The 24261-nt window shown below is 63.8% G+C and carries 19 protein-coding genes; 6 read left to right on the forward strand and 13 right to left on the reverse strand.

Going from position 1 to position 24261, the window contains the following annotated elements; genetic code table 11:
- The 4 genes from nth to GEMMAAP_RS03410 form a co-directional block, all read right to left on the reverse strand.
- Positions 1-828: an endonuclease III gene (nth, locus tag GEMMAAP_RS03395; RefSeq protein ID WP_202969184.1), complete on the reverse strand. Its 828-nt coding sequence runs from the start codon at positions 826-828 to the stop codon at positions 1-3.
- Between the two features lie 204 nt (positions 829-1032).
- A complete protein-coding gene (locus tag GEMMAAP_RS03400) occupies positions 1033-2814 on the reverse strand; it encodes a PHP domain-containing protein (protein ID WP_053334021.1) in 1782 nt (593 codons plus the stop codon).
- 913 nt (positions 2815-3727) lie between these two features.
- Entirely contained in the window at positions 3728-4183 is a 456-nt protein-coding gene (locus GEMMAAP_RS03405) for a hypothetical protein (RefSeq protein WP_026850234.1), read from the reverse strand.
- A gap of 15 nt (positions 4184-4198) precedes the next feature.
- Positions 4199-5068 (reverse strand): alpha/beta fold hydrolase, encoded by an 870-nt coding sequence (locus GEMMAAP_RS03410; RefSeq protein ID WP_026850233.1) that lies wholly within the window; start codon positions 5066-5068, stop codon positions 4199-4201.
- A 70-nt stretch (positions 5069-5138) separates the two neighbouring features.
- Between GEMMAAP_RS03410 and GEMMAAP_RS03415 the strand changes: the two genes are divergently transcribed.
- Positions 5139-6791 carry a HEAT repeat domain-containing protein gene (locus GEMMAAP_RS03415; protein ID WP_082821024.1) on the forward strand — a complete coding sequence of 551 codons (1653 nt, stop codon included), beginning with the start codon at positions 5139-5141 and terminating at the stop codon, positions 6789-6791.
- Between the two features lie 355 nt (positions 6792-7146).
- Here the strand turns inward: GEMMAAP_RS03415 and GEMMAAP_RS03420 are convergent, their stop codons facing one another.
- Complete coding sequence (locus tag GEMMAAP_RS03420; protein WP_026850231.1) at positions 7147-8220, reverse strand: M42 family metallopeptidase; 1074 nt, start codon at positions 8218-8220, stop codon at positions 7147-7149.
- 29 nt (positions 8221-8249) lie between these two features.
- Here GEMMAAP_RS03420 and GEMMAAP_RS03425 point away from each other — a divergent pair, with 29 nt between their 5' ends.
- Positions 8250-8606: a sulfite exporter TauE/SafE family protein gene (locus GEMMAAP_RS03425; protein ID WP_026850230.1), complete on the forward strand. Its 357-nt coding sequence runs from the start codon at positions 8250-8252 to the stop codon at positions 8604-8606.
- Between the two features lie 252 nt (positions 8607-8858).
- On the opposite strand, the gene GEMMAAP_RS03430 is transcribed toward GEMMAAP_RS03425, so the two are convergent.
- Positions 8859-9764: an ABC transporter substrate-binding protein gene (locus GEMMAAP_RS03430; RefSeq protein WP_053334309.1), complete on the reverse strand. Its 906-nt coding sequence runs from the start codon at positions 9762-9764 to the stop codon at positions 8859-8861.
- Positions 9765-10125: 361 nt separating this feature from the next.
- On the opposite strand from GEMMAAP_RS03430, the gene GEMMAAP_RS03435 reads away from it, so the two are divergent.
- Positions 10126-10854: a PEP-CTERM sorting domain-containing protein gene (locus GEMMAAP_RS03435; protein WP_158514713.1), complete on the forward strand. Its 729-nt coding sequence runs from the start codon at positions 10126-10128 to the stop codon at positions 10852-10854.
- Between the two features lie 217 nt (positions 10855-11071).
- Here GEMMAAP_RS03435 and GEMMAAP_RS03440 read toward each other — a convergent pair whose 3' ends face one another.
- On the reverse strand, positions 11072-12751 hold the full coding sequence (locus GEMMAAP_RS03440; RefSeq protein ID WP_026850228.1) for an amidohydrolase: 1680 nt from the start codon (positions 12749-12751) through the stop codon (positions 11072-11074).
- A gap of 924 nt (positions 12752-13675) precedes the next feature.
- Here GEMMAAP_RS03440 and GEMMAAP_RS03445 point away from each other — a divergent pair.
- The gene (locus GEMMAAP_RS03445; protein ID WP_053334308.1) at positions 13676-14044 is read left to right on the forward strand and encodes a GxxExxY protein; all 369 of its coding nucleotides are present in this window, start codon (positions 13676-13678) and stop codon (positions 14042-14044) included.
- 154 nt (positions 14045-14198) lie between these two features.
- On the opposite strand, the gene GEMMAAP_RS03450 is transcribed toward GEMMAAP_RS03445, so the two are convergent.
- The 5 genes from GEMMAAP_RS03450 to GEMMAAP_RS19925 all read right to left on the reverse strand — a co-directional run bounded on the left by GEMMAAP_RS03450 (position 14199) and on the right by GEMMAAP_RS19925 (position 20307).
- Positions 14199-16352, reverse strand: coding sequence for a hybrid sensor histidine kinase/response regulator (locus GEMMAAP_RS03450; protein ID WP_053334307.1), 2154 nt, complete (start codon positions 16350-16352; stop codon positions 14199-14201).
- On the reverse strand, positions 16349-17218 hold the full coding sequence (locus GEMMAAP_RS03455; RefSeq protein ID WP_053334306.1) for a transporter substrate-binding domain-containing protein: 870 nt from the start codon (positions 17216-17218) through the stop codon (positions 16349-16351). Before GEMMAAP_RS03455 ends, GEMMAAP_RS03450 begins: the two co-directional genes overlap by 4 nt.
- 156 nt (positions 17219-17374) lie before the next feature.
- Positions 17375-17863: a fasciclin domain-containing protein gene (locus GEMMAAP_RS03460; protein WP_026850227.1), complete on the reverse strand. Its 489-nt coding sequence runs from the start codon at positions 17861-17863 to the stop codon at positions 17375-17377.
- Between the two features lie 422 nt (positions 17864-18285).
- Positions 18286-19500, reverse strand: coding sequence for an endonuclease/exonuclease/phosphatase family protein (locus GEMMAAP_RS03465; RefSeq protein WP_158514714.1), 1215 nt, complete (start codon positions 19498-19500; stop codon positions 18286-18288).
- Positions 19501-19710: 210 nt separating this feature from the next.
- The gene (locus GEMMAAP_RS19925) at positions 19711-20307 is read right to left on the reverse strand and encodes a YggT family protein (RefSeq protein WP_053334305.1); all 597 of its coding nucleotides are present in this window, start codon (positions 20305-20307) and stop codon (positions 19711-19713) included.
- 345 nt (positions 20308-20652) lie between these two features.
- Between GEMMAAP_RS19925 and GEMMAAP_RS03475 the strand changes: the two genes are divergently transcribed.
- Entirely contained in the window at positions 20653-22284 is a 1632-nt protein-coding gene (locus GEMMAAP_RS03475; protein ID WP_082821027.1) for an amino acid adenylation domain-containing protein, read from the forward strand.
- Positions 22285-22286: 2 nt separating this feature from the next.
- Positions 22287-22517 (forward strand): acyl carrier protein, encoded by a 231-nt coding sequence (locus tag GEMMAAP_RS03480; protein ID WP_043581113.1) that lies wholly within the window; start codon positions 22287-22289, stop codon positions 22515-22517.
- A gap of 627 nt (positions 22518-23144) precedes the next feature.
- Here the strand turns inward: GEMMAAP_RS03480 and GEMMAAP_RS21195 are convergent.
- Positions 23145-24260 carry a serine hydrolase domain-containing protein gene (locus GEMMAAP_RS21195; RefSeq protein ID WP_075071399.1) on the reverse strand — a complete coding sequence of 372 codons (1116 nt, stop codon included), beginning with the start codon at positions 24258-24260 and terminating at the stop codon, positions 23145-23147.
- Between the last annotated feature and the right edge of the window lies 1 nt (position 24261).

Below are 24261 nucleotides of genomic sequence, written 5' to 3' on the forward strand. Positions count from 1 at the left end.
CTACTCCGCCACCCCGGCGCTCGGGCAGACATCGTGCACCACGCACCGCCCGCACTCCGGCTTGCGGGCAAAACAGGTCCGGCGGCCGTGCCAGATCAGCAAATGGCTCAGTAGCGCCCAGTCCTGCTGCGGAAAAAGCGGCATCAGCTCTTTCTCAATCCCAATGGGGTCGGGCTCACGGGTCAGCCCAAGCCGCCGAGACAGCCGCTGCACGTGGGTGTCCACCACCACGCCTTCGTTGATGTCAAAGGCGTTCCCCAGAATCACGTTGGCCGTCTTCCGCCCCACCCCCGGCAACGGCACCAGCTCGGCGATGGTCCGCGGCACCTCCCCGCAGTGCTTGTCCACCAGCCGGTTGGCCATCCCCACCAGGCTCTTGGCCTTGGCCCGGAAGAACCCGGTGGTGCGCACCAGCGCCTCCACATGCTCAATGGGCGCCACACTCAGCGCCTCCGCCGTGGGGTACGCAGCAAACAATGCCGGGGTCACCATGTTCACCCGGACGTCGGTGCACTGCGCCGACAGAATGGTGGCGCACAACAGCTCAAAGGCATTGGTGTGATCGAGCTCGCAGTGCGCATCGGGATACTCGGCCTTGAGCCGCTCCAGCACCACCGCCGCCACCTGCTTTTTGTCCGCCTTGGTGCGCGGGCTCTTCGCCACCGGCGCCGCCCGCTGCGACGGCTTGAGGCCGTACGTCTTTGACGTCTTGCGTGTCTTTGGCACCACCGGCGCCGCCTTGCTCGGCCCCTTCGACTTCGTCGCCGCCTTGGCCGGCTTCTTCACGCTGAGCGGCTGACGGGGACTGCTGTTTGATGCACGGGCCATTGCTTGTAAGTCAGAGTCCGAAGTGCCGGAACGATGGAGGTGAAGAGCTGAGGAGCTGAGGAGAAAAACCGCAAAAGATTATGTGGTCCTCCCCACCTCATATCCTCCCCACCTCCACCCATCAGGCACAACCCAGCTGTCAGGCACAACCCAGCTGTCAGGCACAAACCCGCTGTCAGGCACAAACCAGCTGGCCACCGCCCTCTACACCACCCGCAGTCGCGCCGGGCTCAACGACGTCACACCGGCACCACTGCGCCGCGCCGCCGCAAAGGCCATGACCTCTTCGGCAGACCGGGTATTGAGCACGTTTGTCGCCGAGAGCCAGCCTTTGCGCGCAACGGCCACGCCGAGTTCGAGGTTGTCGAACCCCTGCGGCGAATGGGCGTCGGGACCGATGCTTACCATCGCGCCCTTTTCGGCGGCAATGCGGCAGGCGCGCCAATCAATGTCGAGTCGATGCGGGTCGGCGTTGAGCTCAATCGCCACCCCCACCTGCGCCGCCTTCTCCATAATAGGCTCGAGGTTGATGGCGTACGGCTCACGCGTGAGCAGCAGCCGCCCCGTGGGGTGTCCCAAAATGGTGAGATGCGGATCGTCGAGCGCCTTGAGTACGCGGTTGGTCATCTGCTCCGCGTTCATGCCGTAGCGCGTGTGCACCGACCCGATCACGAAATCAAAGTGATCGAGAAACGCCGCGTCGTAGTCCACGCGCCCGCAGGGGAGAATGTCGGCCTCGATCCCCTTGAGCACTCGGAATGCCAACCCTTCAGCGGCGAACGACGCGTTCAGTGCATCGATTTCGGCGTGCTGCTCCAGAATACGATCGCGCGACAGACCGCCGGCGTAAGTGTTGGACTGCGAGTGATCGCTCACCCCCAGATAGCGCAGACCGCGCGCATACGCGGCGCGCGACATCTGCTCAATGGTGGCCGCCCCGTCGCTGTACTGCGAATGACAGTGCAACGCCCCGCGCAAATCGTGCTCCTGCACCAGCAGGGGCAGGGCCCCACGCGCCGCCGCCTCCACTTCACCCGCTGCCTCGCGCTGCTCGGGGGGCACGTAGCTCATGTTCAGCTGTTCGTACAGCGCCTGTTCGGTGGCAATGCTCACCACCGCACCATCGGCGTCGCGCAGTTCGTCGTTGGTGAGCGTAAAGCCCAACGTGGCGGCGCGCTCGGTGACCTGCTTTACGTGCGCCATGCTCCCGGTCGCGCGCCAGAGCGCCAGCGCAAACTGTTCGGGCCGCACACAGGCCAGGTCTACCCGCACACCATTGTCGAGCCGCAACGCCAGCGAACGTCCGCCGCCGCCAAACACTTCCTTCACGCCACGCAGCTGCGCCAGCGACGCCGCCACAATGCTGGGGGACCCGCGCACCGCCGCCACGATATCCACGTCGCGCACAATCTCCATGCGGCGACGAATACTGCCGGCAATGGCGAGCTCCAGCACATCGGCATGGTCGCGCAGCGCATCGGCCACACGCTCGGCTTCCGCGCGCGCATGCTGCCAGAGCACATACGCGCCCGTGGCCCGCAAATCGGCCAACCCCTTGAGCACCTTGTCGGCCGTACGCGCCCCGAACTTGGGGAGCGCCGCCAACCGGCCGTCCTGCGCCGCCTGCTCGAGCTCCTGCAGCGAATCAATGTGCAGATTGTCGTGAATGGAGCGAATGCGCGCCGGGCCCAACCCCGGCACCCGCAGCATCTCCATGAGCCCTTCCGGAGTCTCCTCCTGCAAGCGCTCCAGCAGCGACGAGCTGTTGCTCTCGGCGAGGTCACGCAGCACCTCCAGCGCCGCCGGCGCGAGGGCATCGGGCCCGGCCAGCTCCCGCCGCAGCGCCTCCGGCAATTCGCGCTCACCCAGCGCCGCCGTAGACCGCGCCGCCAACTGCATGGCCTTCACGGTAAACGTGTCTTCGCCGTGCAACTCGAGAAGCACGGCAATCTGATTCAACGCGTGACCAGCGGAGCGGCAATCCATGTCCCAAATCTACCTGAAGCCACGCACATCTGGGAGCGCAACCACTCGTGTCGAGGTCAGCCACATGGACCAGTGTCGCGGCTGGCAAACAGCAACAGCTTTACGAGGACTGGCCCGTGTAGCTGGACAGGGCGTCCAAACAAGGACTGTGACGGTGAAGGCGACCAAGACTCTCCACCTCCTCACGATCCAAAATCCCAAAAATGAATCACCTCGCCGAAGCGGTACGCCGCTGGAATCATGCCGGCGCCAGTCCTCGTCTGGACGCCCTGTCCGCCCCATCGGAACAGTCCTCGTAAGGCAGTTCCACTCCAGCTCGCGACTCCCACCGGTGCATGGATTGGCACCGATCAACTGCATGACGAGGACTGCCCCGTGCAATTGGACAGGGCGTCCAAACGAGGACTGTGACGGTGAAGGCGACCAAGACTCTCCACCTCCTCACGATCCAAAATCCCAAAAATGAATCACCTCGCCGAAGCGGTACGCCGCTGGAATCATGCCGGAGCCAGTCCTCGTTTGAACGCCCTGTCCGCTCAAACGGAGCAGTCCTCGTAAGGCAGTTCCACTCCAGCTCGCGACTCGCACCGGTGCATGGATTGGCACCGATCAACTGCATGACGAGGACTACCCCGTGCAATTGGACAGGGCGTCCAAACGAGGACTGTGACGGTGAAGGCGACCAAGACTCTCCACCTCCTCACGATCCAAAATCCCAAAAATGAATCACCTCGCCGAAGCGGTACGCCGCTGGAGTCATGCCGGAGCCAGTCCTCGTCTGGACGCCCCGTCCGCCCAACCGGAGCAGTCCTCGTAAGGCAGTTGCGGTTCAACCCAAGCCGGCCTACGGAGCGGTCTTCGTGATGCCGTTTCGACGCGGCCAACCACCAATGCCGCCGTCGAGGATGCACGCCTAGTTCTCGACCCCCGCCAGGTGCTTCATTTGCACGACCAGTTCCAGCATTTGCGCTTCCGTCAGTTCCATTTCCTGGTGCGCCGCTTCGGCGTCGAGCAGTCCTGTGCGCATGCTCACGCCCACCTGGTTCATGTAGCGCACTTTGGCCAGCACTTCGAGCGTGATCTGCCGCAGCCCGTGGTAACGACGCTTTTCGGCGTTGGCGCGGCGGTAGCGCTGCGCCAGCTCCTCCGGTTGCAGATCTCTTACCAGTCCCAGCACGTCATCAATGGATCGGCCGGGGAAATTGGCGCGGTCGGGAATGCCGCTGTTGCTCCATCCGCTTTCGGCAAAGAACAGTCGCCCCACAAACTCAATGCCATCGTGCGCCGTGTGCAGCGTGACGCGCACATCGCGCCCATCCACCGTGATGGTTGAGAGTGGCGTCAGGGTAACGGGGCCGAAAGGAACCATGAGTGCGTGCGGTTGTTACGGGCGGCGATCAAGAAACCGTTCAATGGCGTCGAAGAGCGGGGCCGGGCTCTCGATGTAGGGCACATGCCCGCAATCGTCGAACACCACCAGCTCCCCGTCCAACGCCTCCGCTGCCGCCTGCGCCGACGCCAACGGGATGGGGTCCTGCCTTCCATGGAGGACGAGCGTAGGCACATGCACGGCACGCAGCGACTCGGTGAGATCGAAATCCCCCAGCGACTGCCACACCGCCTGCTGCACTTTGCCAGTGACCCGGAACGGCGTCAGCGAGACGGCCCGCGACGGATTGGCGAAATAGCCGGCCACACTCAACTCAAAGGCCCGCTGCCGATACGCCGTCGGGTCCGACTCCCGCAGCCCCGATGCCTGCAGTGCCTCGCGCAACGCCATGATGGCGTCGCTTCGTCCCCGTTCGGCCAGCGCCGCCTCAAACTCGTCGCGCCACCCCCGGGTAATGGGCGCCGGTGACACCAGCACCAGCCGCGCCGGTGCCACCAGCGAGGGGTCCACCGTGCACTGCACGGCGTACAGCATCGCGAGCAGCGCGCCCCACGAGTACCCCACCAGCGTGGGCCCCATCATGGCGGGGGGCACCAGCCCGCACTCACGGATCACCTGCGCGAGATCCGCCACCTGCGTCTGCCACGTGATAGGCGCGCTGTCTCCCGTTTTCGACTGTCCGCCGCCGCGCTGATCGTACGTGATCACGCGATGCCGCTCCGCCAGCGCCAGCATCTGCGGATACAGGTAGTCGTGGTGCGCCCCCGGCCCACCGTGCAGCAGCAGCAGCGGATCGCCCTGTGGCGGGCCATCCTCGCGCAAAAAGAGCGGGACCGGGGTGGTGGTGGTAAAACGGGATTCCATACGGACGAGGGAAAAGGGGACAGTCGCTCAACGCGAGTGGCAATCCGCGAGCTGCAGTTATCTTACCACGATGCCCCCCCTCGGTTACCGTCGCTCTACCCCCTCGTCGTCTCCCGCCGTCTCCGGTGTGCAGGCGGCGATCCCCGACGGGCGCGCCGCGCGCGGCACCCTGCGCTCGCTGGCGCTGCTGGTGGATCGCATGGCCACCCTGGGAGTGAGCACCCCCGGCGCCCTCAACGACCCGGCGGTCGCGGTGGCCGTGCGTGACGCACTGCGGCAGTTCACCTCTCGCATTCGCGATAGCGCCATGATCTGCAAGGTGGTGGAGGGGCAGTTCGTGCTGGGTGCAGACCCCGTGGATCGTGGCCTTACGCGCGATGACCCCCTGCTGGGCACGCTGCTCTTCCGCTGCCTCTCACTGGGAATTGGGAGTATTACCGTGCGACAGGGCGCCGCCCCCGGCGAACTGCTCACGCTGGCCTCGCTGCTTTCGCAGCCGCGTACCGCGGGCACCCCGGTGGCCACCAACGAGACGCCCACGTCGCTCAGTGCGCTCAGCGATCATCAGCCGTCGCGCGAACTGCTGCGGTCGTGGAGTGTGCAGGTGGCGCCCGCCGAGCTCATGACCAGTCGGCTCGAAACGCCGGCGGCGGGAAATCCGGCGTTCTCCGAGGCGTCTGACGAGAGCGCCTTCAGCGACGCGTCAGAGCGTGACGGACTGCTGCACCAGGCGGTGACAGCCTTTGCGCGCTTCGCCAACGCGCACGACGACCTCACCGCCAGCAAGGCGGCCGATGCGCTGCTGGAGGTGCTGGACACCGCCGAGTTCCGCGGTGATGCCCGGGTGCTGGAGGGGATCGCCGTGGCCACCGTGACCCATCAGCACACCGTGAGTACCGGCCCCGGACGGCTGGCGGTGGAGCGGGTGTTTCGCCGTCTGCAGCACCGCAGCAGCCTCGACCTGCTCGCGTCGCGCATTCCGCTGCTCCCCGATCGCACGCTGCTGTTGGAGCTGCTCTCACGCGCCGGTGAAACGGCGGTGGATGTGCTGGTCAAGCAGCTCATGAACGCCAATGATGCGGCCTCGCGTCGCGCCTATTTCGACAGTGTGGTTGCCCTCGACCTTGGCGGCACCGTGCTCTTTGAGCTGGTGCGCGACTCGCGGTGGTACGTGGTGCGCAACGCCGTGGCGCTGCTGGGGGAAATGGGGGTGGAGCAGTCCGACAGCGCCATGCTCCCCCTGCTGCAGCACGAGGACGAACGCATTCGGGTGGCTGCCGCGCGCGCGCTGGTGCGGCTGGGCACGGCCAAGGCGCTGCACGGGCTGCACGCCGGTGTGGACGATCCCAACGCCGAAGTGCGCCGCATGGCCGCCGTGAGCTACGGCCTCGCGCCCACCGCCGCCGGTGGGATGCGCCCCCCCGCCGCCCGTCTGGCCATGGCCCTCGAAAAGGAAACCGACGAGGACGTGGCCCTCGAAATGCTCGCCTCACTCGGCAAACTGGGCAGCGCCGACGCCATTCAGCGTCTGCTGCGCATCACCATGGCCCAGCAAAGTCAGGCCGGCGAAGCTCCCGACAAACCCCGCGAAGCCTGGCTCCGCATTGCCGCCCTCGAAGCGCTGGTGAAAGCCCGCGGCAACGCCGTCATGCCGTATGTGGACCAACTGGTGAACGACGCGGACCCGGAAGTAGCGCAGGCGGCCTTCCGCTTGCGGGGCTGAGGGCCGGCATCGCTTGTGGGGCCAGCTTGCGATGTCAGAATCAGAAGTCAGATGGGCGACGATCGAGATTGCGATGGATATCGACTGTGAGAGGGTCGAGATAACCACGACAATGAGCGGTCCGAGCACTTCATCCTCTCGGGGAGTGCCCCACACGGGCTTCTGGTAACGGCGGGGACGACCGCTGTTCCAGCGGCGTCCGTGGGGGGCACATCCGTGCGGAGGCAACTACTCGGACCTCTCAACTCGCTTTCATCGGGCCTCTCACATTCGATATCCATCGCACATTCGGGCATCACACCTCTGATTCTCAACTCAGAAGTCTGATGCCCGATGCCCGCTACCCGCTGCCTGTCTATCGCGCCGTAAAGTCCGTCGCTGCGGTCACGCGTCTGCACGTCTCGGCAATGAGTTCCGCCGCGCGGTCGAGGTCTTCCAGCGACACCATCTCGTTGGGCGAGTGCATGTAGCGGTTGGGGATGCTCACCAGGGCCGTGGCCACGCCGTTGCGCGCCAGGTGCATGGCGTCGGCGTCGGTACTGGTGAAGCGCCCCGCGGCGTGAATGCTATAGGGGATCTCCAGCGCCTTGGCGGTATCGGCGAGCAGGCGATACACCACCGGCGACACCACGGACCCGCGGGTGAGCACGGGGCCGCCGCCCATGGTGTGCTCGCCGATCTCTTCCTTCTTCATACCGGGGTGATCGGTGGCGAAGGTCACGTCCACGGCAATGGCCATCGTGGCGTCGAGCGACTGCGCCGCCACGCGCGCGCCGCCGCCGCTGTAGCCAATCTCTTCCTGGGCCGTGGCCGCGGCCACAACCCGTGCCGCGCCGGGCTTGGCCGCGTATCGGCGCAGCGCCTCCAGCACCACGAACGCCCCTATGCGATCGTCGATGCTGCGCGAGACAATGCGGCCGTTCGGCATCTCCAGCGTACGCGAATCAATGACCCCCGCGTCGCCTACCTCGAGATGCTCCAACGCTTCCGCCTTGTTCTTCACCCCGATGTCCACCCACAGATCAGTGATCTTCGAGGCCTTCTCGCGCTCGTCCGGCTTCATGAGGTGAATGGGCTTCTTGCCAATTACCCCCAGCACGTCGCCATTGCGCCCCAGAAAGCGGATGCGCTGCGCCACCAGCACCTGCGGGTCCCAGCCGCCAATCGGCTCGAAGTAGATGTAGCCGTTGTCGTCGATATGCGTGATGATGATGCCGATCTCGTCGATGTGACCGGCCAGCAGAATCGTGGGGCCCGTGCCGTCGCCTTCGACGGTAGCCAGAGAGTTACCAACCACGTCGGCACTGATATGCGCCGCAAAGGTGGCCGCTTCGGTGCGCCAGACGCGCGCCGGCGCGCCTTCGAAGCCCGACGGACCGGGCGTATCGAGCAGGCGCTTGAGAAAGGCGATGGAGGATTCGGAAAGCATGCAGCAAATATAGGTGCTATTCTCAAGGCATGACCCTCCTGCTTCTCGCCATCGGACTCGGCGCCGGCATCCTGTCGGGCGTCTTCGGCATCGGCGGCGGCATCATCATCGTGCCGGCGCTGGTCTACCTCGCCAAGATGTCCCCGCAGCAGGCCGCGGGCACGTCACTCGCCGCGCTCGTCCTCCCCCTCGGCGCCGCCGTGGGCGCCTGGACGTACTACAAGGCCGGCCACCTCGATCCCAAATACGCCCTCCTCATCGCCCTCGGCATGGCCGTAGGCGCATTCGGCGGCAGCTGGATCGCCACCAACATCGACGGCGACCTGCTGCGCAAGGCGTTCGCGGTGCTGATGGTGATCATGGCCGTCAAAATGTGGGTGGGGTAGGAGACGCCAGACGTTCCGACCGGAGAGGTCGGACGACGAGGTCAGAGCGTTGCGAGTCGCGAGGTGCGATGGATATCGAATGTGAGAGTGTCGAGATACCTATGACGATGAGAGGTCCGAGTAGGTGCCTCCGCACGTCTGTACCCCTCACGGATGCCGCTGGCCGCAGTCTCCGCCGTTACTCGGTAACCCGATAACCCATAACCCATAACGCCGTTTCCATCGCAACTCGCAACGCTCAGATCTCAGATCTCAACTCTCAACTTTCACCGCGTGGTGTGTCTCTACTGGCGAGAACAGCGTCGGCGCAAAGATCGACGCCATCGCTTCTATGCCGTCAACCACGCGCGGTCCCGGTCGTGACGTGAGGCCGTTCGCGTCGAGCGCCCACACTTGTTTGCCGGCCATCCAGCTCCACTCCGGCAACGTGAGGCAGCGCTTCGCTTCCGCAGTCGCCGCTGCGAGCGAATAGCCGCAGGGCGCAAAGAGTACGATGTCCGGATCGCCCGCGCGCAGGGCGTCCATGTCGATGGGCGACGAGTGTGTGCCCGCCACGCCCAGCACATCGAGGCCGCCGGCGCGCGCGATCTGCTCCGGGCCCCAGTGCCCCGCGACGTACAGTGGGTCGGTCCACTCCACCAGCGCCACGCGCGGACGCGGGGCCTGCGCGCCCTTGAGCGTGAGATGCACATGCTTTACGCGGTCCCGCAATCCGGCCAGCAGTTCATCGGCTTCGTCGCGCATGTCCACCGCATCGGCGACGGCCTGGATATCGCCGTAAATGCCGTCGAGTGTTTCGCCCTTGAGCGTCACGACTACCGGCGCCGGCGTGATCTTCGCGGCCAGTGCCCGCACATCGGTCTCACTCACGGCGCACACATCGCACAGCGCCTGCGTGAGAATCACCGTGGGGTGCAGTGCGGTAATGCGCTTCTCGTCGAGCGTGAAGAGCGCGATGCCCTGATGGTTGTGCTCACGCACCGCCGCATCAATCGCAGCCGGGTCGTGGGTGTCGGGAATGGCGCTCTTGGTAACCCGCGCCCGCGACCCCACCACATCGGGGTAGTCGCACTCGTGGGTAATGCCCACGAGATGATCCGTAGCGCCCAGCAGGGCCACAATCTCCGTGGCGGCGGGCAGGAGGGAGACGATTCGCATGCCCGAGTATGCAGTCGCGCGTGTGCTTGCGGAACCGCCCGCGAGGGGCCGGACACCCCCTTCGCGCGTTGCTTCGGGGACGGCCGAGCGCTGGCGCGCCGGCGTCGCCCCCTCAGAGACGCGCGGCGGCGGGTCCGGCCCCTCGTGGGCTGGCCGTGACCCGCGGGACTGAGAACTCAGCGCTCAGACTCCAAACGCAAAACCCGAACGCACAACCCGGAACTGATCAGTTCCGATTGGTGAGTCAGGGTTTCGAGTCTTGGGTTGAGGCGGCCTCATGTGCTACATGAAACATTGCTCATATATGAACAATACTTTATATACGCGCGGGTATCTCTCAGTCCCCCCCAACTCCCCCGCAATGAAACGATCGCTCGTTCCTGCTCTGGCCTTGCTGATGGCCGGTGTCGCCACCCCACTCACGGCTCAGTCCGCCTGCACGACCTCCTTCACCGGGTTCCCCGCCGCCACCTTTGGCGGCAGTGGCATTCCCAACAATCCGGTGCAGGTCACGCAGTGCCAGCAGTTGGGTCTCACGCTCGTGCTGGGCGCGTCGCAGCGCTTCAGCAATCCGCCGCTCACGAACGACGGCAACGGCACCTATACCGCCCTGGCGGGCATCGACAACAATCCGCCCAGCCCCGCCGATCCGTATGCCCGTTGGAATTTCAACTGGTACATCGGTGGCACGAACGCGCGGAACTACAATTACCGACTCTTCTACGATTTCAATCCCGCCGCCAGTAACGGTGGCCTCGGGTGGGTGCGCACCGTTGGTTCGTTTGCGCTCCCCAACCCGTCGCAGGGCTCGTGGAACCTCGGCATGGATTTCCTCGACCCCATCATCGACATCCCTTTCGTGATCGATGATCCCAACTACCCCACGTTCGATCCGAACGCGGTGGGTGCCTATTCTTTCCGTCTCGCGGCGTACGAAAAAGATGGAGCATTGGGACTGCGTGACGGCAATCGTATCGCGATGGCCAGCATCATGGTGAACACCACCACCGTGCCAGAGCCCTCCACGGTCGCCCTCATGGCCGCCGGTATCCTCGGCCTGGCCGCCGCCGCCCGCCGTCGTCGCGCCTAACCAACTGGTGCCCCGCGTAAACAAAGCGCCCGGCATCTGCCGGGCGCTTTGTGCAACGAGCCACAGGGAGAGGCGGTGTCAGCCCCGAGCCGATCATCACCCCGCTGCGCGTCTCTGAGGGGGCGGTCGGGACACGCGTGGCTGGCATCTCAATACTCAAACTCACAGCTCACGGCTTGAGCTTTGAGCTGTGAGTGCGAGTTTTGAGTAATGAGTATTACTTGGCGTACACCAATCGCCCGCCCAGGTAAGTCGCCAGCACGGAGGTGCGCAGCACCATCTCCGCCGGCACCTTCATGATGTCCTGATCGAGAATCACGAAGTCCGCGTACTTCCCCGGCGTAATGCTCCCCATCTCCTGCTCCTGAAAGCCCGCGTACGCCGGCCACAGCGTCATGCTGCGTAGCGCGTCTTCGCGCGACATGCGTTCGGCGGGAAACCAGCCCCCCATGGGCCAGTCGCGCGCGTCCTGCCGGGCAATGCTGGCGTGGAACGAGATGAGCGGGTTCACCTCTTCCACCGGGAAATCCGAACCGTTGGGAATCACCACCCCCGTCTGCAGCAGCGACTGCCACGCGTAGGCGCCGTAGAGCCGAGTGGGCCCCAGCCGCTTGCCAATCCAGTACATGTCGCTCGTCTGGTGGCTGGCCTGCATGCTGGGAATGACGCCCAGCTGCGCGAAGCGCGGGATGTCGTCCTGATGCAGAATCTGGGCGTGCTCCACGCGGAAGCGATGGTTCGCCATCGGCGTCTTGTCCAACGCCTTTTCGTACGCGTCGAGCACCACGCGGTTGCCACGATCGCCAATGGCGTGCGTGTTGATCTGGAAGCCCGCCTTGAGCCCGGCTTCGGCCACTTCTTGAATGTGCGCCGGCGCCGAGAGCAGCAGGCCGGTGTTGTTGGCGTCGTCGCTGTAGGGCTCCAGCAGTGCGGCACCGCGCGAGCCCATGGCGCCGTCGGCGTACAGCTTCACGGCGCGCACCCACACTTGCCCGTCGTAGAGCGCCGAGCGTGGGCCCATGCCGAAGTAGTGCGTGAGGGCGGCCGCGTTGTCGGAGATCATGATGTAGAGGCGCAGGTCGAGCTCTTTCTGCTTGGCCATGTCCTCGTAGAGCTCAATCATTTCGCGCGACGCGCCGGCGTCGTGCATGCCCACCAGCCCCCAGCGGTGCATGAGCTTCACGGCGTCCTTGTGCATGGCGCGCCACTCTTGAATGGAGGGGGTGGGCACCTTGCTGCTCACAATGCCTTCGGCGTTGTCCACCAGTACGCCAGTGGGCACGCCCTTGGCATCGCGTACGATCTTGCCGCCGCTCGGCTCCTTCGTGGCGGCCGTGAGCCCGGCCACCTTCATGGCCGCCATGTTGGCCAGCTGCGCGTGTCCGTCAATGCGTTCCAGCAGCACCGGGTGGTCGGGGAGCGCGGCGGTGAGTGCGTCGTGTGTGGGGAAGGCGGTGCTCCCCCAGGCGTTCTGGTCCCAGCCGCGCCCAATGATCCACTGCCCCTTGGGGGTGGTTTTGGCGCGCTCCACCACGCGGGCAATGACCTCGTCGTAGCTCCTGGTGCCTACGAGGTCTACGCTGCGCAGCTTTTTGGCGAGGTTGTTGAAGTGGGCGTGTCCGTCCACCATGCCCGGAATGATCGTGCGCCCGCCGGCGTCCACCACCTTGGTGTTGGCGCCCTTGAGGGACGCCGCTTCGCGCGCCGAGCCGGTAAAGACAATGCGCCCGTTGCGCACGGCGAACGCCTCCACGAGGGGGCGGCTGTCGTCGACGGTATAGACCCGGGCGTTGGTGACAATGAGGTCGGCCGGGGTCTGCTGGGCCGTGGCGGGCTGGGCCAGCGAGGCGAGGGCAGCGACGGCGAGGGCCGCGGCGCGTGGGGCAGGAGCAAGCATCGGAGCAGTGGGGCCGGAGGGCAGCGCCGCGGTCGGGTGACCGGCGCACTCCGATGCTATGGCCAGTGATGGGGAAAGTCTACCGGTTTGAGCTGACGTGCTCGGCCTCTCATTGGCCCGGGCTCGTAGGCTGGCACCGCTGAACTGCATGACGAGGACTGTGACGGTGCGGGCGACACACACTCCCCACCTCCGCGAGATCAAAAATCAAAAAAATGAACAACCTCTCGGCAGCAGTACGCCGCCCGCCTATGCCGGAGCCAGTCCTCGTTTGGACGCCCTGTCCGCCCAATCGGAGCAGTCCTCGTAAGGCAGTTCCTACGGTGTCGGCCACTGGCACCAGAGCAAGGGCTGGCACCGCTGAACTGCATGACGAGGACTGGGACGAGGACTGGCCCGTGGAGTCGGAGAGGTCGTCCATACGAGGACTGCGACGGTGAGGGCGACACACACTCCCCACCTCCGCGAGATCAAAAATCAAAAGAATGAACAACCTCTCGGCAGCAGTACGCCGCCCGCCCATGCCGGAACCAGTCCTCGTTTGGACGCCCCGTCCGCCCAATCGGAGCAGTCCTCGTAAGGCAGTTCCTACGGTGTCGGCCACTGGCACCAGAGCAAGGGCTGGATCGCTGAACCGCATGACGAGGACTGCTCCGTGGAGTCGGACAGGGCGTCCAGACGAGGACTGTGACGGTGTGGGCGACACACACTCCCCACCTCCGCGAGATCAAAAATCAAAAGAATGAACAACCTCTCGGCAGCAGTACGCCGCCCGCCCATGCCGGAGCCAGTCCTCGTTTGGACGCCCCGTCCGCCCAATCGGAGCAGTCCTCGTTATGCAGTTCCAACCCAAGCCAGCCCCTAACACCAGTCTCGCCGAAGCAGGTGACAAGCAACTGACACGATGCCAGCACACTTGGCACCATGGAGCTCGCTGAAACCACCAGGGTCATTCTGGCCGCGTTCTTCGACGTCTATCGGCATTTCAATAACCGACTGCCCGAGCCGCATTGCTCCAAAGCCATCGCCATCTGGCTGGAGGACCATGGCGTGCCCGCCGAGCGCGAGGTGCCGGTTGAGGTGCACTACCGCGGACGCCTGCTCACCACCATGCGCATGGATCTCGTGGTGAACCAGCAGGTAGTTGTCGAGTGCAAACGCCTCCCGCGCCTGCTCGACACCCACCGACTCCAGCTGCTCGGCTACCTCCGAGGGACACCCTATGAACACGGACTATTGCTGAACTTCGGCCCGTCACCCGATCACCGGCGCGTGGTGTCGCGCAAGCAGTGAGATGGCGGTGGGCCGCTGGCACCGGTGTTGGAGGCCGTTGGTCGCCCGCCCATGCCGGAGCCAGTCCTCGTTCGGACGCGCTCTCCGCCCGCACGGAGCAGTCCTCGTAAAGCCGTGCCAACCCAGCCAACCCAATACACTGGCGCCAGCCGCGCTACGTTGCCGGCGCCAGCAACTGGTCCACCGCCGCCACCAGATCGCGCATATCAAAGGGCTTGGCCAGCATGGGGGTGCCGTCGTCCACGTCGCGTACCAGCTGCTCACTGGCCGAAAAGCCGGTCACGTACAGCACCGCAACCTCGGGACAGCGGGCGCGCAACCAGCGCACCAGCGTCGGTCCTGATGCGCCCGGCAACACGACGTCGGTCACCACGACATTGATCTGGCCGCTCCGGGCCTCGAACAGCTGTTGCGCCTCGGGTACGTCACCCGCTTCGAGCACCGTGTAACGCGCGTCGCGCAGCGCTCGCGCGACCACGTGGCGCAACGGTGTGTTGTCTTCCACCAGCAGCACAACACCGCCCGTCGTACTGCCCCGTGGCCCGGCGCCGGGCGTCTGCACCTGAGGTGGGGCCGGTGCGCTCGCGGGCAGAAAGATCCGAAAGGTGGAGCCGGTGCCCACCGTACTTTCTACCGTGACCGCCCCCCGCATCTGTGCTGCCAACGACTGCACCATGGCCAATCCAAGCCCGGTGCCCTCCCCCGGGTCTTTCGTGGTAAAGAACGGCTCGAACACATGCGGCAGGACCTCGGCGGAAATCCCGCTGCCGCTGTCTTGCACCGTGATGACCACCCACGCCCCATCGTGCGCGGCCACGACCCCAGGGCCCTCCGTGCCAGCCGCTGCTGCCAGTCGGAGGGTACCACCGGAGGGCATCGCATCACGCGCGTTCAGCGCCAGGTTGAGCAGCATTTGCTCAATGGCACCGCCGTCGGCACTGGCCGTGAGATCGGACTCCGGCAGTTGCAGCGAGACGCCAATGTGTTCGCCCAACACACGCCGCAGCAGCGCCGTGGTGCGGGTCAGCACGTCGCCCACCGGAATGCTGGCCACGTGAATCCGTTGCTGCCGGCTTAGGGCAAGCAGCTGTCTCGTGAGCGTGCGGGCCCGCTCCGACGCGTCGTGCACTTCGGCCAGATCCTGCCGCAATTCCTCGGGAAGCCGCGCATCGGTTAGCAGGAGTTCCGTAATGCCGCCAATCACCGTGAGCAGGTTGTTGAAGTCGTGGGCCACACCACCGGCCAGCCGCCCAACGGCTTCCATTTTCTGCGACTGTACGAGCTGCGTCTCGAGGGCCCGCCGATCGGTGACATCCTCCATGACCCCAATGGCTGTTCGCACGTGCCCCTGTGCATCACGCAGGTAGCGGGCGCGTAGTACGACCTCACGCACCGCGCTGTCGCTGCCACGACAAATGCGGAACATGAACGCGGCGTCGTCCACACCGCTCAGCCGTGCGGCGGTGCGCTCCTCCTGGAGACGTTCGCGATCAAGGGGGTGCACGAAATGAATCCAGCCGTCGCCACGCAGCTGCTCGCGCGGCGCATCGTACATGCGCTCCATTGTGCTGTTGATGAACTCCACTTCGCCGGTGCTGGCGGTGCGGAATACCCCCACGGGGATCTGGTCCGTGAGCAGACGCAGCTGCCGTTCGCTTTCGACCAACGCCCGCTGGGCTTCCGCTCCTTCGCGGTCGGCCACATTCCATCGGGCCCAGAGCACTCCGAACAGGAGCCCGAGTAGCACAATGGTGCCCGACAGAATGGTGAGCGACCAGCGATTCCGCAGATCGTCACGCTGCAGCGCCTCGCTCCCGCCGCGCGCCACCAGCAGATCCACGCTGTCGCACAGGGCCGTGACGTCGGCGTACGCCGAGCGCAAACGCACATTGGTGCCCGGCGCCGCCGGCTGCTGGAGCAGGGTGGAGAAGCGCCCCACCGACTGAGCGAGACGCTCCACGGCATCACGGAGCGGAGAACCCAGCGGCAGGGCGACGACCGGAAGGACCCCCCGTGACCCTTCACGCCCCCGCTGCCAGTCGTTGAGCAGCAGTTGTGCCCGTTGAATGGCGCCCGTAATGAGGATGGTGTCCACCGAAGCGTCGCCCCCTTCCGCCCGCGATCGCAGCAGGAAGGCAGACGATACCTGCATGCGCACGCCACTCGCCAACCGCGCGGATGACGACACGCGTTGCAGCTCGCTCCGTGACGCGAGGTGACGCCATTGCAAGGCCGCCGCGGCGGCGATGGCGGCCATGAAGATCACCGCCACGATAGGCCAGGCGATCCGACGAAAATTGAGGTTCATGGCAAGGGGGCCGACGGTGGCCGCTGGCTATTGGTTGGTTCGTCAAACGTGCTGTCGAACTCGAACCGCTGCTGGACGGCGCGGTGACGCGGGGTACCGAGCACCCGGCCAAGCGCGCGATCAATGGCGGACCGCAACGTGATGTCGTCCAGTCGCACCGCATAGGCGGGCTGGCCAAGCGCGATGTCGTGCAGCTGTGGATCGTTTGGAAAGGAGAGAGGCACCACCTTCAAAGCGGTGCTGTCCGGATGGGTGCGACGGAGCAGCGACAGCGAGACGGTGGACAAGGCGAAGGCATCCGCTTCGCCCGAAATGACGGCCGCGCGCCCCGTGGTGGGATCGGGCACGGGGCGCAGTTGGCTTGGTGAAAGACCGGCGGCGAGGGCGAGTCGTTCCTCGGCCGCCCCTGCGATGATGGCCAACCGCGCGGCACGGTTTCGCGCGACGTCGGCCAGCGTGGTCAGGCGAGCCGAATCCGTGGCCCGGATGAGTAACGCGGTGGGGTCACGCAGGGTGGGGCGCGAGAACAGGACCGCGCGGGCGCGATCGGGGGTGATGTACATCCCCGCTGCGATGACGTCGAAGTCTCCTTGCTGGAGCTCCAGGATGAGCGACCCGAAGCGGGTGCCTACCCACTCAATACTGTCGACCCCCAACTCGGCCATGACCAGCCGGAGCAGTTCCGGGCTTTCCCCGGACACCCGTCCGGTTGAATCGACCAAGGCAAACGGCGGCTCCACCGCATATCCGACGCGCACAATCCCGGTACGTTGCACGCGGTCCCAGGTGTCGCGTGTCGCGGGTGATGAACACGCCGCACTGCCGAATACCAACAGCAGCGCGGTAAAAGCGAGGTGTGGCCGCAAGGGATTCTACCGTCCAAAAACTGGAAAATGTGCGGTCGACGAACAAAAATAAGTTAAATCATCCGGAATCACAGCAACGGTTTTCGCACGCATTTCCCGAAAAAAACCGCCGCACTCCCGGAGGAGTGCGGCGGTTCCTGCCAAAAACCGAGGGGCTTACTTGGCGGGCGGCAGGATCACCGCGTCGATCACGTGGATCACGCCATTGCTGGCCGCAATGTCCGTCTTCACGATGTGGGCCTGGTTGATCATGGGGGTGCTGCCCATGACGCTGATCTTGGCTTCCGAGCCTTCCACCATCTTGGCGCTCTTGCCGGCGAGCTTGAGGGCGTCGGCGGCCATGACCTTGCCAGCGACCACATGGTACAGCAGCACGGCCTTGAGCTTGGCCTTATCGGCGGCGAGGGCCTGAAGCGTGGCGGCCGGGACCTTGGCGAAGGCTTCGTCGGTCGGGGCAAACACGGTGAACGGGCCGGGGCCCTGGAGCGTTTCTACGAGACCGGCATCGCCGAGCAGCTTGGCGAGGGTCTTGAACGAGCCCGCGGCGACCGCGACCTCGACAATGTTCTTGTCCTGCGCCTGAGCCACGGTCGGGGCGGCGAAGGCCATCACGGCAGCAGCGGCGAGCAGGGAAAGCTTGCGCATCGGTTACAGCTCCATGTAAGCGGGTTCCAGTAGATATAGGACCACCCGGTCCTAACAATGCGTTGAACACGCCTCTGTGGTACCCGGTTCCGGGCAATTTGATCTGTTACAGTCCGAACAGGTGAGTCCGATCCGCCCGGTTCAGGTATGGGCGCTGGCGGTGAGGAACTGCTTTACGAGGACTGGCCCGCGGCGGCGGAAAGGACGTCAAAACGAGGACTGCGACGGTGCAGGCGACGGGCACTCTCCACCTCCTGATTTTCAATGATTCTTGAAATGAACAGCTTCGCCGCAGCGGTACGGCGCCCGCCCATGCCGGAGCCAGTCCTCGTTTGCACGCCCTATCTGCTCACACGGAGCAGTCCTCGAAATGCAGTTCAAACGAGGCCAGCCTAGTAATCGAGCCCGGCCGTCGCGCCCCCTCAGCGACTGAACCGCAAATCGGCCACCACCGGCCGGTGGTCCGACCCCACATCGGGCGCCACCCAGACGCGATCTACGGCGAAGGTGCCGGGGAGGGTGAGGATATGGTCAATGCGAACCCGCAGCAGCCGCCCCTCGAACTTGGTGTAGCCAAAGCCAAAGCCGCGCGATTCGAAGGCGTTGTTGTACGCGCCCCAGTACCGTCGGTAAATCGTGCTCTCCACCGGCTGGTTGAAGTCACCGGTGACAATGAGCGGGCCGCGGTCGGAGGTGCGGGCCGCCCACACTGAGGCGCGCTCAGATTCGCGCAGACGGATTTCGGCGTTGAGGTCCACGCCATCGAGCGCCTGCTGGCTGGGCATCGCGTTCGACATATCGCCGTTGTCGGGAATCAATCCGTCGTTCCCCACCAACCGCTGCAATCCCTTGCGGGGGGTTTCGAGGTGCAGGTTAACCACCTGAAACGGAGTTGTGGGGTGAGCGATGGCGTGACGCACCACCAGCCCCGTGCCACCATAGCCGTATTGTGCTACCCGCTCAAACGCAGCGCGCGGCATGGAGTCGGAGTACACAATGGGCCACTGGCTCGCCGTGCACAGGTTGCGGTGGCGTACCACGTGATACCCCCCGCGTGCCTCGAGCGCCGCGGCCAGTGTTTCTGAACACTCCTGCACATTGATCACCGAGGGCGACAACGCCAGCAGCTGACCGATACGTGGCGTGACCATGGCGCCGCCCTGTGCATTCAGCGTCACCATGCGAATGACCCCGGCTTCCGCGGGAGCGGCCGTGGTGGCGCTGGGCCATCCGAAACGAAACCCCATGACGCTGTGCACGGCCCACAGCACGGCCACGGTAGCCACCACCGCCGAACGGCGGGCAAATACCAGCCCCAGTGGCAGCAGCAGCAGTGCTGGCAGCAGCACTACAAAACGCGGGCCATAAGCCAGCAAGGTGGCCGGGAGCCAGTCTTCCGAACTCAGTATGAGTAGCAGCCAGGTCGCTACCAGCGCGACCGCGTACCCCAACAGGGCAATGCATGTATACCGTCGCAGCGCCATGGGACTGCGCAATTCCCGGCCAATGCCGTCCAGCAGCAGCAATACCGATTGGCCTGCCCGTCCTACCACTCGGCGCCACGCGCCACTCCCCGATGATCCGCTGCGCGCAGACTTTGCCGACGGTTCACCCCGCGAGCGGCGCTGTCGTCCCATGACAAATGCATCGGGCACCGCCGCCGGTGAGGCCGACGCGCTTCGTGCTTTCTGCTCGGGTGGGCTTACCTTGGGTCGTTCAATGCGCACCGGCCTTCCACACAGGCAACGGATTGTTCGCCCAATATGCGCTCTGCTCGTGTGGATGACCTCTCCACACGAGCAGCACACGTCAAACTGATCAGACGTACCCGAGCTGCTCACAGCACGTTACCGCAACGCGCTCAGCACCACCGTCTCAATGATCCCCAGCCCGAAATAGGCCACCAGCACCGAGATGTCGATCATGCCAATGGTGGGAATCACGCTGCGCAGCGGGGCCAGGAACCACTCGGTGAGCACGTACGACCAGCGCCACCACTTGGAGTAGGGACCGCCACCCACCCAGCTGGAAATGACCCGCGCAAAGAGGGCAATACGCAGCACGCTGAAGGTCCAGCGCACCAGCAGCATGGCCAGCCCCGCGCCACTTTGCGACGCGTAGGAGAGCATGATGAACTGGTCGCGCAAAAACTGAATGGCGCTGAGCAACAGCAACCCGCCCAGAATGACCACCGCCAGCCCCCACCAGGGTGCCGCGTAGGGCGTACCGCCCGCTCGCAACAGGCGCTTCTCCATGGGCGCCACCAAAATGGGGTCAATACGGTCGCGCACGAACCGCGCGAACGGAGAAAAGGGGGAAATGCGTCGGGTGCGAACTGCCCACGACGTGATAGCCCCAACGCCCGCTACCAACCCCGCACCAAATACCACGGGGCGCAGCAGAGCCAGAATGGTGTTCAGTACACCGGCAACCGTTTCGATCATGAGCGAAAAGTACCTATCCTCACAAAAGACGCCGGAGTCGCCTCAGCAAGCAGTGTACCCGGCAAGGTTCGAAGGTTTCCTCAGCGGCAAAGGATGCCTAGGCAATTCGTGTTGAAACCACCTACAATCTAGCGAACTGAAGAATGAAGCGGACTTTAGGGGGCGCGGTAAAGTGCGCAAGCACAGGGGAACACCGTCTCGGCATTTGTTGCCAACGTGCTGTGGCATTCCAAACAGCGAAACGGTGACTTTCCGGTGACTGTCACGCTCCCGGTCGTTGCTCTACCGGAGGCAGTTCGTCTACCATTCGTCCATTGCCCCACGCCATGTGCTTTCTGTCACATCATGTGCCCTCACTGCATTCCCCGAACGATCCCTGCCCCGCCGCCGTCGGCCCAACTCGCGCCAGCCACCCTGGCGCAGGTTGTTGAGGCTACAGCAGCCGAACATGGGGACCGACCGGCGATACAGCTTGGCACGCGCATAATCGGCTATGCAGAACTGACCGACTTAGCTTCTCGTTGGGCACATGCACTGTGCGATCGAGCGCCGGGGGCACGACGAATAGGAGTCTTGGGGAGCCGATCCGTTGAGAGCTACGCCGGTGCTTTGGCGGCGTCATGGGCTGGCGCGTGTTTTGTGCCGCTCAACCCACGCCTCCATCGTGAGCGACTCGCGCGGGTCATTCGGCTAGCACAATTGGACGCCGTGATCGTGGAGCCGGAGTGGGAAGGACTGCTAAATAACCTTCGCGCCGAACTGATGCCCGCGCTCCCCGTGTTGTGGCCCTCCGATGCGATGGAATACCACCCTATCCCGGCGGCTACGGCCGAATCGTCAGATCTGGCATACCTTCTCTTCACCTCAGGTACGACTGGTGCCCCCAAAGGGGTGGGAGTCACCAACGCCAACGTATTGGCTTATCTGGCAAACGCCCGCGCGCGGTACCCGTTTGCGTCCAATGATCGCTTCTCTCAGATGTTTGAGCAGTCGTTTGATGTGTCCATTTTCGACCTGTTCGTGGCTTGGTCTTGCGGCGCCTGCGTAGTAGGAATCCCGGCTGAACAGCTCATCGCACCGGCATCCTACATTGAAAACGAGGCACTTACAGTCTTTTCGGCGGTTCCGTCGGTGCTGTCGCTAATGCGTCGGCGGCGTGCATTACGGCCCGGGCGCTTTCCTGCCGTTCGCTACTCAATGTTTATCGGTGAGGCCTTGTCGGTTGAAAATGCGGAGGTCTGGGCCGCTGCAACGCCAAACAGCCTCGTTGAGAATCATTACGGCCCAACCGAAGTAACGGTCATCTGCTTTGCTCACGTGTGGCGTTCTGCTAATCCCACCTGGCCCGGTCGAATCGTTCCAATTGGGGCGCCCTTCCCGGGGAATTATGTGACGGTGGTAAATGAAAGAGGGCTTGCAGTAACTCCCGGCGACGCAGGGGAGTTGTGGATTGCCGGTAGCCAGACCGTCCCAGGGTATTGGAACGATGAGGAGCTTACGGAACGGAAGTTCGTGACCCAGCGCTGCAGCGATGGCGTTGATCGTCTTTTCTATCGGACTGGCGATCTGGTCAAGGAGCTACCTGGCGGAGAACTCGCGTTCCTGAGCCGCGTGGATGATCAGCTCAAAGTGATGGGGCGCCGAATAGAGCCTGGTGAAATTGAGGCCGTTCTGCGAACTATTCCGGGAGTAACGGATGCCGTCGTTGTTGGCTGGCCAATCGAGGACGGACAACCGGTAGCCTTGACGGCTTTCGTTTGCAACGAAGCATCAGAACATGGTCGCGCGTTATCAGCGGCGGATATCATGACGGCCTCCGCTGCACGACTCGAAGCCGTGTTTGTCCCCCGGTACGTACTCTTTGTGGAAAGCTTCCCGCTCAATGCAAACGGAAAGGTTGACAGGAACGCCTTATTCTCCACGTTATCAGGCAGCGTTGGTCGTGCGGGTAGTTCCCCCATTCCACAGAGTAGCTGAACATGCAGCCCGTTATTGAACAGGTAATTGCCGACGCCTTGCGTGTGCCGGTGGATGTTGTGGTCGACACACTCCACTACCAGAAGCACCCTCAATGGGACTCAGCCAATCATGTTGCGCTTATCGGTGCCCTCGAAGATGCCTATGGTTTCTTCATCGAGGATACCGACATTCCAACGCTCCATTCCGTGGCAGCAATACGTAACTATGTCGAGCGAAACTCTCTACGCTGAGGCCGCGAGTGCGGCTACGGTTCGCGCTCGCGACTTGCCTGTTGCCAGCAAGGTACTGATAGCACTTCGGCATCCCTACCGTGCGGCCAACGTCGTAGTGGCGATCGCCAGAGGCGCAAGCTTTCGCCTGTGGTGCAGACTGTTTCGTCCGCGTGTCGAAATTGCCCCCGGCCTCCGCTTGTATGGTCGGCTCATCATTCGAGGTCCTGGCCGCGTTACGATTGGGCGGAATGTGGAAGTGCATGGACGGGTGACTCCATGGACCAACGAGCGTGATGCCCATATCTCGATTGGAGATGAGACCACGCTCGATGGAACCCGGTTCGGATGCGTGCGTCGAATTGCCGTCGGAAGTCATTGTTTGCTGTCGACTGCGAGGGTGCTCGACTCGTCGTTCCATTCCCTTGATCGACACTCCGCCAGACTGGACATATTTACTGCTCCGGTCACCATTCATGACGGCGTTTGGCTCTCCCCTGATTGTGCGATTCTTCCTGGCACTGAAATCGGGGCCTACTCTGTCGTTTCGCTCGGAGCTATTTGCAAAGGGCAATACCCAGACCATTCGTTGCTCTTCGGAAACCCGGCGCGAGTAGCGGCTAAGCTGCCAACTGGGTAACGGACAAGTCAGGGCTGAGGCGTTGCATTCATCGCCAGTCGTCCAAAGGTCGGACCATATCTGAACAACCAGCCAGTTGCGGTATACCGAGTGCCAGCCATCGCCCAAACGCGTTTGGCCTCCGGATCGCACCACACAAGTACACCACTCGTTCCAACGTGCCCGAACGATTGCGGGGACGCCTCTCTCGGAGCCCAGTGAGGTGCCTTCGACCCCCGCAACTCTGGCCCGAGTCCCCACGGACACTCCAGCCACTCAACCGAGGCTGAATGAGCAATACCCAGATGCGCGCCAACCTCGCAAAGTCCTCCGCTAAGTTGACCTCCGTCAGGGTCCTGTAAAGCTAGGATCCGCACCTTCGGAGATAGCATTGCCCCAGCACTCGAAAACTGAAGCGCGACGGTCATGATATCGTCAAGGGTGCCAAATACGCCAGCCCAAGGAAGCGCCAAGTTGCGCCAAAACTGGGAGTTTATCGGTGCCAGCTCATCGCTTACAACGGTGGCATTCACGCCCACGACACGAACGACGCGTGATGAATCTGCCTTCTCCATCACAAGAGTAGTGCCGAGCAGAGAATTGATACGCGTCTGAATTACTGACTCAAATGTATCTTCCCATTTCGCCTCCACTATTAATGCCAGCAAGCCGTACCCCACATCGCTATAGTTTACTCGGTCAGAAGGCGCACTATGCACGTGAAGGCAGGCAGCCCTAATTCTCTCGTGGGATAGCCGCTCATCGTAGGGCAGTTGGTTTTCAGTAAGGGCTTGTGGAAGTCCTCCGCGGTGTGATAGCAACTGAGCAATAGTGACTGCCTTAAGTGATTCGGAGCAACTTGGCAGGACATCCGATAGGGTAGACTCAGGTGAAAGTCTTCCCAGATCAATTAATTCAAGTATCAGCAAAGCTACCACCAGCTTCGACGCAGAAGAAAGACAGAACAGCGAGTCGAATCCCAGTCGAGTTCCCCGGTTATCAGTCCCGGAATGAATTGCTATGCTTTTCCCTTCGAATGTCCGAATGCCAAGCGAAACACCCGGCATCCCGAATGGTTGCTCAGGCTTCGCGGTCATCCGCTGCGCGAGACTGGAGAACTCGTTGACAGGAAGAAGTGCCGACATT

The sequence above is a fragment of the Gemmatimonas phototrophica genome, from assembly GCF_000695095.2.
Classification (GTDB): Bacteria; Gemmatimonadota; Gemmatimonadetes; order Gemmatimonadales; family Gemmatimonadaceae; genus Gemmatimonas; species Gemmatimonas phototrophica.

Coding starts and splice junctions, on each gene's coding strand:
- nth (WP_202969184.1), bottom strand. CDS start 828: ATGGCCCGTGCATCAAACAGCAGTCCCCGTCAGCCGCTCAGCGTGAAG.
- GEMMAAP_RS03400 (WP_053334021.1), bottom strand. CDS start 2,814: ATGGATTGCCGCTCCGCTGGTCACGCGTTGAATCAGATTGCCGTGCTT.
- GEMMAAP_RS03405 (WP_026850234.1), bottom strand. CDS start 4,183: ATGGTTCCTTTCGGCCCCGTTACCCTGACGCCACTCTCAACCATCACG.
- GEMMAAP_RS03410 (WP_026850233.1), bottom strand. CDS start 5,068: ATGGAATCCCGTTTTACCACCACCACCCCGGTCCCGCTCTTTTTGCGC.
- GEMMAAP_RS03415 (WP_082821024.1), top strand. CDS start 5,139: ATGCCCCCCCTCGGTTACCGTCGCTCTACCCCCTCGTCGTCTCCCGCC.
- GEMMAAP_RS03420 (WP_026850231.1), bottom strand. CDS start 8,220: ATGCTTTCCGAATCCTCCATCGCCTTTCTCAAGCGCCTGCTCGATACG.
- GEMMAAP_RS03425 (WP_026850230.1), top strand. CDS start 8,250: ATGACCCTCCTGCTTCTCGCCATCGGACTCGGCGCCGGCATCCTGTCG.
- GEMMAAP_RS03430 (WP_053334309.1), bottom strand. CDS start 9,764: ATGCGAATCGTCTCCCTCCTGCCCGCCGCCACGGAGATTGTGGCCCTG.
- GEMMAAP_RS03435 (WP_158514713.1), top strand. CDS start 10,126: ATGAAACGATCGCTCGTTCCTGCTCTGGCCTTGCTGATGGCCGGTGTC.
- GEMMAAP_RS03440 (WP_026850228.1), bottom strand. CDS start 12,751: ATGCTTGCTCCTGCCCCACGCGCCGCGGCCCTCGCCGTCGCTGCCCTC.
- GEMMAAP_RS03445 (WP_053334308.1), top strand. CDS start 13,676: ATGGAGCTCGCTGAAACCACCAGGGTCATTCTGGCCGCGTTCTTCGAC.
- GEMMAAP_RS03450 (WP_053334307.1), bottom strand. CDS start 16,352: ATGAACCTCAATTTTCGTCGGATCGCCTGGCCTATCGTGGCGGTGATC.
- GEMMAAP_RS03460 (WP_026850227.1), bottom strand. CDS start 17,863: ATGCGCAAGCTTTCCCTGCTCGCCGCTGCTGCCGTGATGGCCTTCGCC.
- GEMMAAP_RS03465 (WP_158514714.1), bottom strand. CDS start 19,500: ATGGGACGACAGCGCCGCTCGCGGGGTGAACCGTCGGCAAAGTCTGCG.
- GEMMAAP_RS19925 (WP_053334305.1), bottom strand. CDS start 20,307: ATGATCGAAACGGTTGCCGGTGTACTGAACACCATTCTGGCTCTGCTG.
- GEMMAAP_RS03475 (WP_082821027.1), top strand. CDS start 20,653: ATGTGCCCTCACTGCATTCCCCGAACGATCCCTGCCCCGCCGCCGTCG.
- GEMMAAP_RS03480 (WP_043581113.1), top strand. CDS start 22,287: ATGCAGCCCGTTATTGAACAGGTAATTGCCGACGCCTTGCGTGTGCCG.
- GEMMAAP_RS21195 (WP_075071399.1), bottom strand. CDS start 24,260: ATGTCGGCACTTCTTCCTGTCAACGAGTTCTCCAGTCTCGCGCAGCGG.